Raw genomic sequence first — 18,233 nt, forward strand, 5'->3', positions numbered from 1 at the left:
TTATTAAGAAGTAGTAATCAGTAAAGCATGTGGATGTTGTGTTTTATATTCTTCCTTCCATGGAATCTGTAATTGCTCCCAAGTTTGTCCGCTATCTAAAGATTGGAATACGCCATTATTATTTAAAGTATAAAATGTATGAGGTTCTGCCGGGTTTGTTGCAAGCATAGAGATGACTGTACCAATTGCGGATGGTAACCCGTGATGTACTTGTTGGAAGGGGGTATCCTTCGTTTTTCGGTAAATATAAGATTCATAAGGTATACGGTGGTGAGCTAAGTCAGCACTTGGTGCAGCAGAGACAAGGATGGTATCACAATCAGTAGGATCGATGGCCATACTGTATAAATAGTGATGTTCTAAGCCTTCGCTACATGAGGTCCAATTGTTTCCCCCATTATAACTTTCAAGGTATGCACGATCGGGTCCACTCATAAATCCATCACCGCATGACGCATAAAGGCGATTAGGAGCCTGTGGATGCATAAGAATTTGATGGGCGTCGATAGGAGCCCCAAATTTTTTATCTTCCCATGTTTGTCCATTATCTTTACTTTGAATGACAGCCCCTGCTTCAATTGATACGTGGAGATTATTTTGGTTATTTGGATCAACTGTAATCCAGCGAACATGATGCGTAAAAGGTCGTGGTGGGAATGCCCATGTGTATGAAGAAAGTAATGATTTCATATTTTTACATTCCTTCCATGTTTCACCGCCATTTTCTGAGTAAAACAAAGCGCTAGGTTCCGTGCCTACATAAACGACGCCATAGCCGTTAACTTGTTTAATAGGGCTTATAGTAATAGAAGTAATTGAAGAATGTAAAATACCATCTTCTTTAGGGAAGTCAAAGTAACGGTAAGAATCTCCAATTGGTCTCCAAGAATCACCTCTATCATCGCTTACCCATAGTCCTCGTCCAAAGGTACCGCAATATATGCGATTGGGTTGGAATGAATCAACCGCAATACAAGTAGGCTGCATATTCTGTAAGTGATATTGAACTTGAAACTCTTGATTTCTCTCTTCCGCAACAATAAGTTCACGTTCCATACAAAGGAATAATCGCTTCAATTTTATAGCCTCCTTTTAATTTTTTACAGTATTAAACAATATGAGAAAGAAAAAGAAGTAGTCTTGTTTTTTGTTGAGAAAAAAGGAACTGGTGCTAGGTATAACGAAAGGTGTATGAGTGAAGGGATGGATCGTGGGATAGGACTGCCCGTTAATGCGGGATAAATTGGTAAGGTTTGTAACATAATAGAATGCAGTAATTATTTTTGAAGGGGATCTATATGGGACATTCACAAAATAAAAAAGAGTTAATGATTGCTGAGGTTATTGGGGGGAATTATTGCTGCGTTACTTATTAAATTTTTTGGCTGGACGGCTGCCGATCCAATTGCAAGTATACTCGTTTCTATATTAGTCATTATAAGTGGCTGGCGTGTAACGCGTGATACCGTTCATGTATTGATGGAAGGTACGACACAACGTATTGATGTAAAACAAGTGAAAGATACATTATTAAACATTGCAATTGTAAAAGAGGTACATGACTTACACATATGGTCGGTTACATCGGATTTTCAAGTTTTAATGTGTCATCTTGTGATAGAAAAAGGTGAGGAGACACAAGGTGTATTAGTAGAAGCCACGTGTTTGTTGAAGGGAAGGTTTCATGCAGATCATGTTACGATCCAAGTAGAAGTAGAATCTATCCATAAAGAACTACTTTGCAAAGTATGAAAGAAAAAAGATGATAAAAAGTGTCATAAACAATCTTAGGAAACATACATATATATAATGTGGCCACAAACAGTTTGTAAGGTAAATATTTCATCACATTACTTTACTTCTAAAACATCATCTTTTACAATCAAAGTGGTAATTGATAGAGATTATCATTTTCAATTATTGTAGAAAGGAGTTTTTTAAAAGATGAGTAGTCAACTCCGTTTTGCTGTTGAAAATCGTAAGAGGCAGTTAATTGATCAGTTAATTGGGGCAGGTGTGTTTAAAGTTCTCGACCGACAATTATACGAGCTTTCCTTAGAGGAACTAGAAAAAGAGTATAGGGACATTGAGAAATATGCCGATATTCGTGCATAGTCATATAGAATTGTAAGTAAAGAGCTGTTTACGTTGTAGAAAACGTAAACGGCTCTTTTCATTATTTCATAGAGATTATTTTTTGTATTTCTTTCATTGGTCGTAACCAGTTTTGAGACATGATTTGTTCTATTTGCGCTGCATCCTGGTTTTTTAATGCCTCAATGATTAAATTGTGCTCTTCAATAGATTGACGTGCAGGAATAAAGTTTTGGAAAAAAAGGTATTCGAGACGTAATACATGAAGCTGAATGTTTGCTAAGAAAGGTTCGATATATGTATTTTTAGCGATTGCTACGATTGTATTATGAAATTGTATATCTAAGTGTAATGCTTGTTTTGAATTTTTTTCATCTATGGCATTTTGAAATGCTTCGTTTATTTCAGAAAGTCTTATCAGGTCATCTTCTATTATTTGATGAATCGCTTGTTTTCCAATAATGGTATGAAGACCAGCAATTGTTTCATAAATGACAGATACATCTTCTAATTTTATAGGAGCAATTTTTGTTTTTTGTCCTGGAATCATCTCGACTAGTCCTGAAAGTTCTAACACTTGAAGCGCTTCTCTAACGGGTGTTCTGCTCACACCTAAAGCTTCAGCTAGCTCCCCATCATTAATTTTTTCATCAGGTTGCAAAACACCTTCAATAATCCAATCTTGTAATTGATTTAACACGAGTGACTTAGCGGATACTCTTTCTTGCTTTCGGTAGTTTTGAGGAATAGGCATGATCGAACAGTTCCTTTCATTTTATGTTTTGTTTTTTCGTATCGACAAGTCGTAGTTTCGGTTTTCCTTCATCTGGCTTTTGGCTTAGTACAAGTACCATTACAATAACACAAAGAGCGCCTAATAATTGAAATGATTGAAACGGAACATGCAAAATGAAAATAGAAGAAATGATAGCTGCAAGCGGTTCTGTACAACCAAATAATGTAGTTTCTTTCGGTGTAAGATATCGTATGCTGTCTAAATATAAATAAAATGCGATGAGTGTTCCGAAAATAACAACGAATGTAATGAGAAAAAGATTGTTAGGCTGTAAATATTTCATGCCTGATAATAAGATAAACTTGTTCGTGGAGAGAAAATGTAAGACGGTTACACCAACTCCTCCAATAATCATCCCCCATCCAACAATAACAGATGAAGACCATTTCTCTAATAATTCCTTTGAATAAAGGCTATAGAATGCTAGTGATAGACCAGATAAAATACCCCAAATGATAGCCGGTGTTGAAACAGCCAAATTATCAATGGAGCCATTCGTTAGTAAGAAAAAGGTTCCGATTAAAGATAGTGCAATAGAAATAAAATCGATTTTAGTAGGACGAATATTCCATTTAAAGATGAGATAAACAGTTATAAATATTGGTGCTAAATATTGTAACAATGTTGCGACTGCAGCATTTCCTTCTTTAATAGAAGCAAAATAAGTATATTGGACTGCAAGCATGCCTAACAATCCAAACAGAATCATTTTGTTTGCCTCGCCTTTTTGTTTCCAAATGCCGAGTACTTCTGATTTTTTACTGCCAAATGAGGAGAAGAAGAGCAGAATACTTCCGGATATAAGCAATCGAATTGTAACTAACCATTCTGTAGAAACATTTTCTTGCTGAAAAAGTTGTTGTGCAGCGGTTCCAGACAATCCCCATAAACTAGCACCTGTAATGACCATAATAATGCCTTTCAATCTTCCTGAATCCATAGCGGGGGCCTCCTTTCAAAAAGAAAATCTAATTGAAATATTGAATACAATATGTAATATATCACGAGTAATATTAAAAATAAACAGAATTTTTTAATATTAAATACAGACAAGTGATAGGTATAATTATGGTGAAATATTGTAAAGGAGGGGTTTGATGATCGGCGGTTTTATAATCTGTTTTATTGTAGGTATGATAATAATTATTCTGGGATACCAAATTCATATAAACTAAAAACAAGGTGGTAACCTTTTGAGGAGACCATCTTGTTTTTGAAATCATTTTATAGTTAGTAATCTTGAAAATTTTGCATTATGAGACAACAGTAAAAGGGGGAATTGGATCAACAAAACCATCCCACTCCTGCCTCATTTCTTCATCGGTTAATAAGCATGTATCTAAAGAGCGTTCAATTTCATATTGATCCATTTCAACTCCAATAAAGACTAGTTCTGTTATTCGATCTCCATACTGCTTATCCCAATTTTTTAAGACTTCTGGTTCTTCCGCAATGATTTGCTGCTGCTCAGCTTCAGGTAATGCTGCAATCCATTCACCAGCTCCTTGGATAGTAATGGAAGATCCAGCTTGAGACAGAAGTCCCATCATATGGTTACGAGATGCGAGCCAGAAAAATCCTTTTGCTCTTACAACATCTAGTGGCCAGTTTTTTAACCAATTCATAAGTCGAATAGGATGAAATGGACGTTTGCGGCGATAAACAAAGGAACTAATGCCGTATTCTTCTGTTTCTGGCGTATGATGAGTATTATTTAACTCTTGAATCCAACCAGCTGCTTGACTTGCTTCATCATAGTTAAATAAATTCGTATTTAAAATTTCATTTAGTGGTACCGCGCTAAATGAAGATTCAATAATTTTTGCGCTAGGATTTAATTTTTGTAATAGAAAATGGAGTTCGATAATATCTTCTTTTTCTAGTAAATCCACTTTGTTCAAAAGAATAACATTTGCAAATTCGATCTGATCAATTAGTAGATCGATAACTTCTCGTGTATCTGTGTCATCAATTGCTTGCTTTCGATCTAGTAAACTTTCCCCAGCGGCAAAGTCATCCCAAAATCGATTTGCGTCGACTACAGTAACCATCGTATCGAGACGACATTTGCTCGTTAAATCAATTCCTAGTGCCTCATCTATATACGTAAATGTTTGTGCAACAGGAATAGGCTCACTAATGCCGGAAGATTCAATGACAATGTAGTCAATATCTCCTGCCTCTACAAGGCGATTTACTTCAATGATTAAGTCTTCTCGAAGTGTGCAACATATACAGCCGTTTTGTATTTCTACTAATTTTTCTTCTGTACGAGAAAAACCTCCTTGTTTCACAAGAGCAGCGTCAATATTTACTTCGCTCATATCATTTACAATGACAGCTACTTTTAAGCTCTCTCTATTTGTCAAAATATGATTCAATAATGTGGTTTTTCCAGAACCTAAAAAACCACTTAAAACGGTAATGGGTACTTTTTTCATTGTATATTCCTCCTATTAAATCGTAATCATTACGTTTTATAATAAATGACATTGAAAAGAAAATCAACAATAAATCATAATCATTACGATTTGTGAATAGAAATAGAGTATAAAAAATGTTTGGAAATTGTCATAGAAGAAGAGGACAAGCATACGCTTAAATATGAATAAAATGGAGGCGAGAAAGTTGGTATTTACTAGAATTTCAAAAGAGTTAATCGGTACGCTTCTTATTGTACTATTTTTATTTTTATTATTTTTTGTAGATTTTACAAATCTAGCAGTTTTACAAAAAAGTATTCCAAAAGAATGGTTGAACGTAAATACAATTTTTTTAAGTATTTTCTTTGAGGCAGTACCGTTTATTTTATTAGGAGTTATCGTTTCTTCCATTATTCAAGTATTTGTGACGGAAGATATGATTCAAAAGGTATTACCAAAGTCACCTATCGTTATGATGCTACCAGCAGCATTTGTAGGTATTATATTTCCAATGTGTGAATGTGTCATCATCCCTATTGTAAGAAGGCTCATTCAAAAGGGGTTACCACTTCATGTTGGGATTGTCATTTTAGTGAGTGCCCCTATTATGAATCCAATTGTTTTTTTGTCTACTTTTTATGCGTTTCAAACAAATTCATCGATTGTATATGCTCGTTTTGGTATCACTTTTCTAGTTGCGCTTCTCATTGGATTTATTGTGTACTCCTGTTACCGTGGAAAAAATGTATTAAAGGATACAACAGTTCCAGCACATGAAAAGCAAAAAAAGAGTTGGAAAGATGTTGTAAATCATACAGTTGATGAGTTTTTTGATACAGGGAAATATTTATTAATCGGTGCATGCTTGGCAAGTTTATTTCAAACATTTTTAGATCGAAATGTTCTTGACGCAGTAGCACATAGTGAAGTATTTTCACCATTTGTAATGATGGGATTTGGTTACGTCTTATCTCTATGCTCAGCTGCAGATGCTTTTATTGCGGCATCGTTTGGTCATATATTTTCTAGTAAAGCTCTTCTTTCATTCCTTGTATTTGGTCCAATGCTTGATTTTAAAAATACATTTATGTTATTTGCTCATTTCCAAAAGAAATTTGTATTCGCGTTTATTGGGATTGTAATCATGACTGTGTATATTGTTGTTCAGCTGACAATGTGATTAAGGAGGGAGAAAAATGCGTAATCATGAACAAAGAAAATTCCATAGTTACATTCGTGGCATCATTTTAATCGGTTTTGCAATGCTTTTATTTAAACTTCTTGTAACAGGGAATATTGATCACTTCATTGCACCTAAAATGATAAAGTTTACATATGTAGCCTTTGCAGTGTCACTTCTTCTTGGATGTTTACAAGTATGGAAAAATGGTGAAGAGAAACAAAATGCCTGTCATTGTTGTGAGCATCATACAGCGCCGAAATCAAAAATGGGTGTTTTTCTGTTATACTCCTTATTTCTTATTCCTATTGTTAGTGCATTTTTATTCTCGAACGTAACAATTGATGGTAGTCTCGCATCAAACAGAGGAATGAATCAGAGTGCACAGGCAAAGAGTGTAGAGCAGAAAGTACCACAAACGAAACAGGTCAGTTCCGATTGGAGGGAGTTATTAGTTGACAAAGAAGAAGAACCGATTCAAAATCTTCCCTCATCAGAGCAGTCACCAGAAGAATTAGAAAGAAACATAATAAAACAAAAGACCATACAGGTGGATGATAAAAATTACATTCAAACGATGAATATAATTGGTCAAGACGTTCTCGGATTTAAAGGAAAACAAATTACGTTTACAGGGTTTACCTATAATGATAAAGAAGTGAAAGGGGATAAAACAGTAGTTGCTCGGTACGGCATTACATGTTGTGTTGCAGATGCTTCTGTGTGGGGGATGATTGTTTCTGGAAACGAAATAAGTACTTTTTCAGAAGAGACGTGGGTGAAAGTCACAGGGATTTTAGATGAAACGACATATAAAGGGACGCTGTTTCCACTTGTAAAAGTAAGTAAAGTAGAAAAAGTGGAAAAGCCGAAAAATCCGTATGTGTATGATGCTTTGCCGCAGTGATAATTTGAAACAGCTATTAGCCTTGTCAAGGAATAAAGGGTGAAGGCATAACCATTGTATTTTCTTTCTAAAGAGACATACGACAAAGATTGTGAAAGCTCTTAATCGAAAAATGATCGCAGAACAAGTAGTAAGTTTTCAAGTTTAATAGAAGATAAGCATGCATCTACTAAATTCAAAAGAAGATACATGCTTATTTATTTTTGGGGAAATATAAAACAGTACCTTGCAATGAATAATACTAAATGATAATATGTAGTTGTAAATGGTAAAATTTTCTTTGTATAAATTAGGAAGTAGGTGGTACAGCACATTTTATTAAATTTTAAAGTTAAAAGTAAAGCTTCTAAGTACAGCAGAAAATAATTCACTAGGTAAAAAGTATCAAAAGAAAAAATAATTTAATTAGGGGGCTTAATAATGAATTCAAAACGTGTACTATTGGAAGTTTTTCATATACATAAGTCTTTTCGAAATATGAAGGTTGTAGAAGATATAAGTTTTAAAATTTATGAAGGAGATGTTGCCGGTTTTATTGGACCTAACGGTGCTGGAAAAACAACAACAATCCGCATGATTTTAAACTTAATTCATCGTGATGATGGAACAGTAACAATTAGTGGACATAATATTGATAGTGAATTTAGTCAAGCGATGAAAAAGGTGGGAGCAATTGTAGAAAATCCAAGCTTTCATGGGAATCTTTCAGGATATAAAAATTTGAAGTTAGTAGCCAATTTAAATAGTGTATCAGAGGAAAGGATTTGGGAAGTTCTCAATCTTGTGCAGCTACAAGTACGAGCTAAAGATAAGGTAAAAGAATATTCATTAGGAATGAAACAGCGTCTTGGTATTGCGATGTCTTTATTGAAAAAACCTGATTTATTAATTCTAGATGAGCCAACAAATGGATTAGATCCGCAAGGAATACGGGATATGAGAGCGATGATTAAAAAATTAGCGGAGAAGGAGAAAATAGGACTCCTTATATCAAGTCATATTTTGCATGAACTTGAACAGGTATGTACGCGATTTCTTATTTTAGATAAAGGAAAATTATTATTAGATTGTAAACGAGAGAACCTCGATCAAGAAATAGGCTCTTTAGAACATTTATTCTTTGACACAGTAGAAGGGGTGATGGTTTATGCTTAAAATGGTTGGAAATGAACTGATAAAAATGTTTTCTGGAAAAAGAATGTATGTGTTTATTGCTGTTTCTCTTCTTTATGTAATTGTTACACTCGTTTCTACGAAGAATATGATATCGAATATGGATACGATTAAAGATAATATTCCTGCAAATCTAAATGTACCACCTGTTCCTGAAATTTCATTAAATGGATTTTCGGCAAGTGTTATTACATTAGATGGGATATCAAGTTTTTTATTAGTGGTATATATCATTGTATTGGCGGCGAGTAGTATAACCGATGAATATAGAGATGGAACATTAAAATTACCATTGTTACAAGGAATGAAGAGAAATTCTATCATTCTTAGTAAATTGATAGCATTAAGTTTTATAATAGTATTCTTTTTAGTATTTAATTTTATCGTTTCTAGTGCAAGTGGTTCCTATTTATTTGGCCTTGGAGAACAATTTATGCTGCATCACCCTAGCTATGGAAAGGTAGAATTATCAATATTTGAAGGAATAGGAGTGCTTCTTCAAATGAATGGTGCAACATTCTTGTTTTTGCTTGCTGCCGCAGCGATTGTCATGTATATTTCGATAAAAATGAACAGTACAGCAAATGCAATTGGGATTGGCGTTGGCCTATTATTAGCAATGAATATTATCGGAAGTTTGGGATTATCTGTTAATCCATATTTCATCTTCGGTTATACAAAGTTTCATGAGAAAATTTTGAATCATGATGGTGTGCTTTTAGGAGTGGGAATTTTATTGGTACACTTTGCACTTTTCCTTATATTAAGTTTGTATGATTTTAAAAGGAAAGACCTTGTGCATTAATCGATAAAAGCCTTCTATACCCTAATGAGTATAGAAGGCTTTTATATTTTCAAAAATAAAATTCAAATCATAATGTAGTTCGATGGTATGTTTTTCATAAGCTTTTGTTTATTAATTTTTATATTTATGTTTGTAAATTATAAATAAAAATATAACATTTTTATAATTTTCATTGCGAAATATCTGCGCTACTTTTACAATAGAAAAGGTGTATATTTATTATACTAAAAAAACAAATCGGAATAATATGAAAATTATAGTCTGTCTTTATGCATTGTATACAAAAGTACGTGTTAGACGACATACATCATGTTATCGACTTGTAAGGAGAGAAGCAAATGAAAAGTGTAAGATTACCATCGATTCCAGAAATCATTATTCTTTTATTACTGTTTCTTGCTGTTGTCTTTTCCTTTCAAACGATTTTTAATCTGCCAATTCAATTAGCGCTATTTATTTCATGGTTTTTAGTAATTGCGCTTGGGCTAAGGTTAGGGTTTCGTTATCAAGAATTGCAAGATGCAATTACGAAAGGAATTTCCAACGGATTAGAAGCCGTTCTTATTTTAGTTGCTGTCGGAGCACTAATCGGAACATGGATTGCCGGTGGTGTTGTACCGACATTAATCTATTATGGATTAGAGTTTATTCATCCGAGTATATTCTTATTAGCAACCTTGATTATATGCTCTATTACTTCCATTGCAACAGGTACATCTTGGGGAACAGTTGGTACAGCTGGTATTGCCATGATGGCAATCGGTGAAGGTCTTGGCTTACCGCTTCCACTAGTTGCTGGAGCAGTACTTTCAGGGGCATACTTTGGAGATAAGCTATCCCCACTTTCTGATAGTACAGTACTTGCTGCTTCAATGGCGAAAGTAGATGTTATCGCACATGTTCGGGCAATGCTTGTACTAGATGTTCCGGCATATATTATTACTGGAATTATGTTTACAGTTGCCGGATGGATGTATGGCGGAGATAATGTTGATTTAAACAAAGTGGAATTTTTAAAAGAGGCTTTATTAAAGCAATTTGATATTAAAGTATGGATGCTTGTTCCAGCGGTTGTTGTTATTGTGCTATTAGCAATGAAAAAACCATCAATGCCAACAATTGCAATGGGAGCACTTCTCGGCGCAATTTGGGCAGCTCTTTTCCAAGGAATGCACTTTGGGGATGCAATTGGAACAGCATATAATGGCTTCTTTATTGAGTCGGGTGTAGACTTTATTGATAAGTTGTTAAATCGCGGTGGAATCAATGGTATGCTTGGTTCAGTAGCTGTTATTATTTTCGGATTAGGTTTCGGAGGATTACTTGAAAAACTAGGTGTATTAAAAGTAATCGTATCAAAATTTGAGAAGAAACTAAACTCTGCAGGAAATGTAACGCTGTCCACATTAATCGTTGCTTTTCTGGCAAACGTATTCGGCTGTGCGATGTACGTATCACTTATTTTAACTCCAAAAATTATGCAAGACAGCTATGATAAATTAAAACTCGATCGCCGTATATTAGCACGTAACTCAGAAGTGGGTGGAACGCTAACTTCCGGGATGGTTCCATGGTCTGATAACGGGATTTTCATGGCTGGTATATTAGGCGTTGCAACATTATCATACATTCCATTCATGTGGATGAGCTTCGTATCATTAGCGCTAGCAGTTATATACGGATATACAGGGAAATTCATTTGGTATGTTGATGATGCTGAAAAAGGAAAACAAGCGTCATAAGATAAGAAAAAACCATCCTTTGCGTATAGCAGAGGATGGTTTTTTTTATAAACTATGTGATAGATAAACTGCTAAAAAATAAAATTTCTATAATTTGTAAAGTTAAATGAAAACCAAATGAGATATACGGATTGAAATAACAAATAAGATATGCTTTTTTCAGCAAACCCACTTTAATATGATGCACGGTTGTAATTTATATGGTTGAATTTTTAGTTTTTTTATTTCTTTATTCGACAAAACATAACAAATTATTGTAATTTAGTTTGTTATGTTTATTTGGGAATTATGCAATTTTTACATATTGGAGGGCGTATAGGTTGAAAAAACGTACTGTTGAATTGGTAACAGGACTAGTTGCTTCTATAGTAGGAGCTTGTATATCAGTTTTTCTTTTTATTATGTATGGTTTTAGGTCAGTTATTGATGATTCTTGGAAAACTCAAGCCGATGGGGCGCTCGTGGTTTTTCTTATACAGATTTTAGCTACTGTTATTTCTTGTTTTGTCAATAAAATGAACAATAGGTTATATGGAAGTGTAATGCTTACTATTGGTATCGTCTCTATACTCTTTTCATTTGATGCATTGTTGTTTCCAGGAGTTTTATATATTGTTTCTGGATGTTTAGCGTTTAGATTACTAGAAAATACATCAGGTGAAAAATAGAATGCAAATAAAGGAATCAGGATATCTATTATGATGTTCGATAGTATTATGTAAGAAGGGTGTGAAGTCTGAACACTTCAGCAAAATATAAAACTATCTCTTTCGTTGACTTGTTAGAAATTTTTATTTTATAGTACTAAGTCAACCCGTAAGTTCGATTCGAACTTACGGGTTGTTCAGTTTCCGATGATATTAGTATATTTCCCATACCAAAAAGCAAAATATATAGTATCAAAAACAGGAGGAGAAATATGACTGAATCGCTACTGCTGGAGTATGGGGGAGTTATATTAATTCTTATCGCATTAGAAGGAGTGTTATCTGCAGATAATGCTCTTGTACTTGCTATTATGGTTAGACATTTACCTGAAGATGATCGTAAAAAAGCGTTGTTTTATGGATTGTTTGGAGCGTTCATATTTCGATTTGGATCATTATTTTTAATTTCATTTCTTGTGAATGTATGGCAGATGCAAGCGATTGGTGCGGTTTATTTATTGTTTCTTTCTGCTAGAAGTTTAGTTAAAGTGTATCGAAAAAAGAAATGGCAAAGAGTAGAGCATGGAGAGCAGGAAAACAAGATTGAAGAAAATACCTCGAAAAAGAAAAGTGGTTTTTGGTTAACAGTTCTGAAAGTAGAGATTACAGATATTGCATTTGCGATTGATTCAATTTTAGCTGCAGTAGCTCTTACATTAACAATTACACCACTAAATAAAGGGATGATAGGTGGTCTTGACGCAGGAAGGTTTTTCGTTATTTTAACGGGTGGAATGATTGGTTTAATTATTATGCGATTCGCAGCTACTTACTTCGTAAAGTTATTGCGTGAAAGACCTGGTCTTGAAACGGCGGCTTTTATGATTGTTGGCTGGGTCGGTGTGAAGCTGATTATTTCAACGTTAGCACATCCTATGGTTGGAATCATTGACAAGGATTTCCCGCAGTCAGTTACTTGGAAAGCGATTTTTTATATCGTATTAATTGCGATTGGCGTTTGTGGATGGTTTTTATCTCCTGATCCATCTGAGACATAATTTTTAAATGTAGAATGTTTAATAAATAAGAGTGAGAATCCTTATCATTTAAATGAAAGTCTGTTACAATAAAAACGTAGCTATTTTATTTTCAAGGGGATGAAAACATGGAATACAGAATTGAAAGAGATACATTGGGAGAAATGAAAGTTCCAGCTGATAAATTATGGGCAGCACAAACACAACGCAGTAAAGAAAACTTTCCGATTGGAACTGAGCATATGCCGCTTGAGATTGTACAAGCATTTGCGATTTTAAAGAAAAGTGCAGCAATTAGTAATCAGAAATTAGGGAAGTTATCAGAAGAAAAAGCTCAGGCGATTGTAGAAGCAGTCGATGAGATCTTGGCAGGAAAATGGAATGAACATTTCCCGCTTGTTGTATGGCAAACAGGTAGCGGTACACAATCGAATATGAATGTGAATGAAGTAATCGCAAATCGCGGGAATCAAATTTTAAAAGAAAAAGGGCTTGATGTACATATTCACCCAAATGATGATGTGAACATGTCTCAAAGTTCAAATGACACATTCCCAACAGCGCTTCACGTTGCTTGTGTAATTGCGGTGGAAAATCAAGTGTTACCAGCAATTACGAAATTAAAAGAGACATTACAAGAAAAAGTAACTGCTTTTCAACAGATTATTAAAATTGGTCGTACGCATTTGCAAGATGCAACGCCTCTAACATTAGGTCAAGAAATTAGTGGCTGGCACCGTATGCTTGAAAAAACAGAGCGTATGATTGCAGATAGCAATACATATATGAAAGAACTTGCCATTGGCGGTACTGCTGTTGGCACGGGCATTAACGCGCATCCAAAATTTGGTGCGATGGTAGCGGAAGAAATTAGCCAGTTTACAGGTAAACAATTCGTATCAGCACCGAATAAGTTTCATGCATTAACAAGTCATGATGAGGTTGTATTTGCACATGGTGCGTTAAAAGCATTAGCAGCTGATTTAATGAAGATTGCAAATGATGTACGTTGGCTTGCAAGCGGTCCACGTAGTGGTCTTGGTGAAATTATTATTCCTGCAAATGAGCCAGGGAGTTCTATTATGCCAGGTAAAGTAAATCCAACGCAAAGTGAAGCATTAACAATGGTTACGGCGCAAGTTATGGGAAATGACGCAACAATTGGATTTGCAGCGAGCCAAGGTAACTTTGAGTTAAACGTATTTAAGCCAGTAATTGCATATAACTTCTTACAATCTGCTCGTTTATTAGCAGATGCAACAGTTTCATTTAATGATAAATGTGCGATTGGTATCGAGGCAAATGAAGAAGTGATTAACCAAAATGTAAATCGTTCTTTAATGCTTGTTACAGCATTAAACCCACATATTGGTTATGAAAATGCAGCGAAAATTGCGAAACATGCTCATAAAGAAGGATTAACGTTAAAAGAAGCAGCATTACAATCAGGATTATTAACAGAAGAACAGTTCGATGAAATTGTAGATCCGAAGAAAATGATTGCACCGAAAGAATAATCTTAATGAATAATGAAGAGCCAAGGTTTTAATTTTAAAATCTTGGCTCTTTTTTCATGGTAAAATATTTGAAATGAAAGGGAGGTGAGGAGAATGAAATATGCCATTTCTACATTATCAGTGCTTATCACATATATCGTATTACAATTGTCATCAAGTACTATCATATACTTTTATATGCAGGATTCACCGGAGTGGACGAGCGTCGCAATGCTAACCCCAGCAGTATCTACGAATCACTTCTTTGAGATTGAATACATACAATTACTCTTTGTTTTTTTATCTTCCATCGTAGGATTTGCAACTCTTAAACTTATTGAAAGAAGAGAAAGGGGGCAAGATCAAAGTAAATCTAGTAATTAGTTTCACATGATAACGCTTATGTGCTATAAAAAGCTTCATATTAGTGAAAACATGGAGCTTTCATAATTTTCATGAACGAGTAAATTTAAAAATTTCATTAGCGGCTCTAGCATAACCACCCGCGTTACGAAATGATTGACTAATTTTTTTTGTATTCTTTTTGTAAATGGGATTTATTAACATTTTACTAACGGCTTCTTTGATATCCTCCACCGATAATTGTTGAATATTTAACATCATTCCTGCACCAAGTTCTCTTACTCGTTCAGCAATCGTATGTTGATCATTTATGATAGGAAGCATGACTAAGGGTACTTCAAAATAAAGTGATTCACTGGTGCTATTCATTCCACAATGGCTAATAAAGACATCAGTTTGGTGAAGTACATCTAATTGAGGAACATAGTTACGAACAATAAAATTATCTGGTATATCTCCTAGCTGTTCCGCTGTTAATTGCTTGCCTATACTAAGCACCACTTTAACATTTAAATCTTTTAAAGCGGCGAAGCATTTTTGATAAAATTCAGGCTGGTTGTTCATGATCGTCCCCATAGAAATGTAAATTACACGTGTTTTTTTTAATAGGTCAATTGGAAAATCGTTTAAAGTTCCATTTTCAGCAATGGAAGGACCGACAAAAATATAGTCATTTTGAAAAGCATTGCTATTTCTTTGGAAATAGGAAGAAGTAAAGACGATATTCAAATCTCCTGAACCAGGGCAAAGTAAAAAGTTATCAGGTAACGGAATATCATATTTATTTTCTAAATATAGTTTGCGGTTGGCGATTTCTTCTAATTGCAAAAATGCTTTTAACATGGCCAAACGCTTTTGTTTTTGTTCCATATCATCTATTCCTGTCAGAGACATATTTACTTTTGGATCTTGTGAATATGCGAAAGTGGCCCAAGTTGCAATAGATAATAACTTGCTTTGGTGAGCAATCCATTTTCCAGGTAGAGACTGTGCATCGTATATGATGTAATCATACGTTTCTTTGGAAATTTCCTCTAGAATGGAGTCGGTGATCATTTCCATTGCATTTAGAAATTGCAATAAATATTCCTTAGGTTGGGAAGCCATAAGCCCCATACTCTCTGCAAGATTTCTTTGTGCCTTTTGATCAACGGGACGGAACTGAGCACCTACTTTTTTGATTTTTTCTTCAAAATGATTTGATGAATAATAGACAATATGTTCTCCGCGTTTTACTAAATCATTTACTAATTCCAATGTTGGATTTACATGTCCTTCCCCACCTATGTTGATGTAAAGTGATTTTTTCATATTTATCCCTCCAGTAAATATAGTTTGATACAAATCTTAGCGAAGAGAATACAAGTTTTATCAGTAATGATTCCTGTAGCAGTGCGAATTACAGAATATGATGGTTATAATCATAAAGTAGATTATTATGCTGAGAAATATTGTGTAATAAGATCTCTATTTTCATTTTTTGGATGTGTATTTCATCTTTAAATGGATCTTTAAAATAAACGTAGTTATCTTCTGTTTGAATTATAACAAACGTTTTTGATTATAGTCTATAAAAAAATTAACGGTGCAATGGATTCTGTTTTTGTGCGGGCTGATTAAAGTTTCACTTTATATCTACTATACATTCAGTTTAGAGAGAGTTAAAAAACAATAACGGAAGCGTTAACCTAATATGGTAAAATTTAAGTGTATTATGAATGAGAATTAAATAATTAACTGAAGAAAAAGGGGATTGCATATGCTTGAAGAGTTATTAGAGAGTATGTTTGATGATGTAGGAGATAGGAAACAAGCAGTTATTGCAAATCATTTAGGGGAGAAAGGTTTTTGTAAAAAAAAGGTGGTTATTCAAAAGGGAATGCTTTCTTTTTATACAAAAGAATTTTCAATAGATCAAGAAATGGTAGGAGATCATTTTAATGCTCGAATTAATGGAGAGCAAGGAGTAATACTATCTTGGGTGACAGATAGACAAGAAGTAACAGGAATTTATATTGAAACGAAGGAAATTGATAGGATATTAACAAAATCGATTAAAGTCAATGGAAAAGACACTTATATTATTAATACGAGAAGAAGTGATTATCGTATTATTAAACAAAATTAATTATAATAGTTGGTAGGTGAGTTAAATGAATTCTTTAGAACTTGCAATAAACACAGTTCTAAGTCAAGTAGTGAGAGTGCTTGATTGGAATATTGATAAATATAGCCATGGGAAAATATATATGGATTTAGGAAAATATGGTATGGGGGATTTAAGTATTGTATTACAGGAAGGGCATTACGATACTGAAAACGGGAAACTCCAAGTAGAAAATGAAACGCGTGTTTTTTCGTTTTGTGTAGAATGTGATAAAAGAGAAGATGGGGCACTAATTTTGTCCTATTTAAATAAAGATAATGTTGTGACTGGTAAATATATTGAAGCAAAGGCGATTAACTCACTATATAGAAAAATCATGAAGATTAATGGGAGAAAAGGTTATTTAATTAGTACTAACCGCAAAGATTATTTTCTTATTAAAGAATAAAGGTACATCTGATACCCTTACGTACTGTGAATTCGCATAGTTGTTTTTTTAAGAAAATGTTATTAATGATGGAATCGTAATGTATAGAATGTCATGAAAGATTAGAGGTAAAGAAGAGAGTTAGCAAGTTTGACAATTCATATGATAGACAAACTTGCTAATATGATTAATTGGTAGGTTTGTCAATTACTTTTAGGTTTGGACATTTGTCTTTTAATAAACTGATAAATTTTCCCTCTTCTTGTGGCAAACAAACTGTTAAAGTATCAAATAGTCCATACATAATTTCTAATCGTTGTCTTGTCCATTTTTTTGAACCTAATTGTTTTCCATAATATTTTATGTGACGTACATTTTCAAAGGGGATTTCAGTATTTGTAAAAAAGTACTTAACGACTAGTGAACCATTAGTTATTTCATAAGTAGATCTATACAGAGAGAAAAAGTTGAATAGATTCAATAGCATAATACAACTAAAATAAATATGATCATCACCTTGAATGAAAATTTGTGCACATCCAATAATGCTTACTAATATAAAGATAAATACGTGTACAGGATTTTTTTAAACTTTGAACTTCATTTCTAATCACCTCTGAAATTTTGCTTTATTAAATAATTGCATATTTTGTTCTCAGAGAATTCATGTGAAATTTTAAAATGTGAATTATGATATCTCTATTTGGGATTTGATAGGGAATGTGTATGCTGTTTAGTTTTTAATATTAAGGGTGGTTTAGAGTAAGTTATAAAAAAGGTATGATGATAGGTGTACTATTTGTATGTCTTTTCACTTTGAATGGTTGTGAATATTCGAATGGATTTCAAGGGGATTGGAACCCACTAACGAATAAAAAAGAAATCATAAAAGTAAGTAAGACTTTGATCCACGTTGTGACGAAACAATAAGCCTTTGTTTTTTTATGATGATATGGCAATAGAAATGGAGAGTAAATAAAGTGACATAATCGGGTGTAATAAAAACAAAAATCTTTTAATAGATTTTTGTTTTTTT

General features: G+C 33.8%; 18 protein-coding genes and 1 pseudogene. 13 read left to right on the top strand and 6 right to left on the bottom strand.

The genetic code is table 11. The features are described from left to right. Positions 1-3 precede the first annotated feature (3 nt). Entirely contained in the window at positions 4-1,077 is a 1,074-nt protein-coding gene (locus J4P91_RS02615; RefSeq protein ID WP_207992829.1) for a WD40/YVTN/BNR-like repeat-containing protein, read from the bottom strand. A gap of 255 nt (positions 1,078-1,332) precedes the next feature. Here J4P91_RS02615 and J4P91_RS02620 point away from each other — a divergent pair. Both J4P91_RS02620 and fbpA read left to right on the top strand, forming a co-directional pair. Further along, positions 1,333-1,752 (top strand): annotated as a pseudogene (locus J4P91_RS02620) (cation diffusion facilitator family transporter); the annotation flags it as partial. A gap of 192 nt (positions 1,753-1,944) precedes the next feature. Next, complete coding sequence (fbpA, locus tag J4P91_RS02625) at positions 1,945-2,115, top strand: Fur-regulated basic protein FbpA (RefSeq protein ID WP_017152373.1); 171 nt, start codon at positions 1,945-1,947, stop codon at positions 2,113-2,115. Between the two features lie 61 nt (positions 2,116-2,176). Here the strand turns inward: fbpA and J4P91_RS02630 are convergent, their stop codons facing one another. From J4P91_RS02630 to J4P91_RS02640, 3 genes are all read right to left on the bottom strand, one after another. After that, positions 2,177-2,848, bottom strand: coding sequence for a GntR family transcriptional regulator (locus J4P91_RS02630; protein WP_207992831.1), 672 nt, complete (start codon positions 2,846-2,848; stop codon positions 2,177-2,179). Positions 2,849-2,864: 16 nt separating this feature from the next. Further along, entirely contained in the window at positions 2,865-3,830 is a 966-nt protein-coding gene (locus J4P91_RS02635; protein ID WP_207992832.1) for a DMT family transporter, read from the bottom strand. Between the two features lie 313 nt (positions 3,831-4,143). Beyond that, positions 4,144-5,331 carry a GTP-binding protein gene (locus J4P91_RS02640; protein ID WP_207992833.1) on the bottom strand — a complete coding sequence of 396 codons (1,188 nt, stop codon included), beginning with the start codon at positions 5,329-5,331 and terminating at the stop codon, positions 4,144-4,146. Between the two features lie 172 nt (positions 5,332-5,503). On the opposite strand from J4P91_RS02640, the gene J4P91_RS02645 reads away from it, so the two are divergent. From J4P91_RS02645 to J4P91_RS02685, 9 genes are all read left to right on the top strand, one after another. Then, positions 5,504-6,493 (top strand): permease, encoded by a 990-nt coding sequence (locus tag J4P91_RS02645; RefSeq protein ID WP_207992934.1) that lies wholly within the window; start codon positions 5,504-5,506, stop codon positions 6,491-6,493. A 16-nt stretch (positions 6,494-6,509) separates the two neighbouring features. Further along, the gene (locus J4P91_RS02650) at positions 6,510-7,400 is read left to right on the top strand and encodes a TIGR03943 family putative permease subunit (protein ID WP_207992834.1); all 891 of its coding nucleotides are present in this window, start codon (positions 6,510-6,512) and stop codon (positions 7,398-7,400) included. Positions 7,401-7,820: 420 nt separating this feature from the next. Then, the gene (locus tag J4P91_RS02655; RefSeq protein ID WP_243763672.1) at positions 7,821-8,555 is read left to right on the top strand and encodes an ABC transporter ATP-binding protein; all 735 of its coding nucleotides are present in this window, start codon (positions 7,821-7,823) and stop codon (positions 8,553-8,555) included. Continuing rightward, the gene (locus J4P91_RS02660) at positions 8,548-9,378 is read left to right on the top strand and encodes an ABC transporter permease subunit (protein WP_243763673.1); all 831 of its coding nucleotides are present in this window, start codon (positions 8,548-8,550) and stop codon (positions 9,376-9,378) included. Before J4P91_RS02655 ends, J4P91_RS02660 begins: the two co-directional genes overlap by 8 nt. Before the next feature lie 338 nt (positions 9,379-9,716). Then, positions 9,717-11,120, top strand: a complete 1,404-nt coding sequence (gene nhaC / locus J4P91_RS02665; RefSeq protein ID WP_207992835.1) for a Na+/H+ antiporter NhaC — start codon at positions 9,717-9,719, stop codon at positions 11,118-11,120. A 320-nt stretch (positions 11,121-11,440) separates the two neighbouring features. Then, positions 11,441-11,788, top strand: coding sequence for a hypothetical protein (locus J4P91_RS02670; RefSeq protein ID WP_207992836.1), 348 nt, complete (start codon positions 11,441-11,443; stop codon positions 11,786-11,788). 251 nt (positions 11,789-12,039) lie between these two features. Continuing rightward, a complete protein-coding gene (locus J4P91_RS02675; RefSeq protein WP_207992837.1) occupies positions 12,040-12,825 on the top strand; it encodes a TerC family protein in 786 nt (261 codons plus the stop codon). A gap of 107 nt (positions 12,826-12,932) precedes the next feature. Beyond that, positions 12,933-14,321 (top strand): class II fumarate hydratase, encoded by a 1,389-nt coding sequence (gene fumC, locus J4P91_RS02680; RefSeq protein ID WP_207992838.1) that lies wholly within the window; start codon positions 12,933-12,935, stop codon positions 14,319-14,321. A gap of 93 nt (positions 14,322-14,414) precedes the next feature. Then, positions 14,415-14,684 (top strand): hypothetical protein, encoded by a 270-nt coding sequence (locus tag J4P91_RS02685; protein ID WP_207992839.1) that lies wholly within the window; start codon positions 14,415-14,417, stop codon positions 14,682-14,684. Between the two features lie 69 nt (positions 14,685-14,753). Here J4P91_RS02685 and J4P91_RS02690 read toward each other — a convergent pair whose 3' ends face one another. Then, positions 14,754-15,974, bottom strand: coding sequence for a macrolide family glycosyltransferase (locus J4P91_RS02690; RefSeq protein WP_207992840.1), 1,221 nt, complete (start codon positions 15,972-15,974; stop codon positions 14,754-14,756). Positions 15,975-16,422: 448 nt separating this feature from the next. On the opposite strand from J4P91_RS02690, the gene J4P91_RS02695 reads away from it, so the two are divergent. Together J4P91_RS02695 and J4P91_RS02700 are read left to right on the top strand one after the other, a co-directional pair. Continuing rightward, entirely contained in the window at positions 16,423-16,791 is a 369-nt protein-coding gene (locus tag J4P91_RS02695; protein ID WP_207992841.1) for a hypothetical protein, read from the top strand. Between the two features lie 25 nt (positions 16,792-16,816). Beyond that, positions 16,817-17,218 (top strand): hypothetical protein, encoded by a 402-nt coding sequence (locus J4P91_RS02700; protein WP_207992842.1) that lies wholly within the window; start codon positions 16,817-16,819, stop codon positions 17,216-17,218. Positions 17,219-17,384: 166 nt separating this feature from the next. Here the strand turns inward: J4P91_RS02700 and J4P91_RS02705 are convergent, their stop codons facing one another. After that, the gene (locus tag J4P91_RS02705; protein ID WP_307802522.1) at positions 17,385-17,762 is read right to left on the bottom strand and encodes a PH domain-containing protein; all 378 of its coding nucleotides are present in this window, start codon (positions 17,760-17,762) and stop codon (positions 17,385-17,387) included. Positions 17,763-18,233: the final 471 nt, after the last annotated feature.

The organism is Bacillus sp. XF8 (genome assembly GCF_017498755.1).
GTDB classification, from domain to species: Bacteria; Bacillota; Bacilli; order Bacillales; family Bacillaceae_G; genus Bacillus_A; species Bacillus_A bingmayongensis.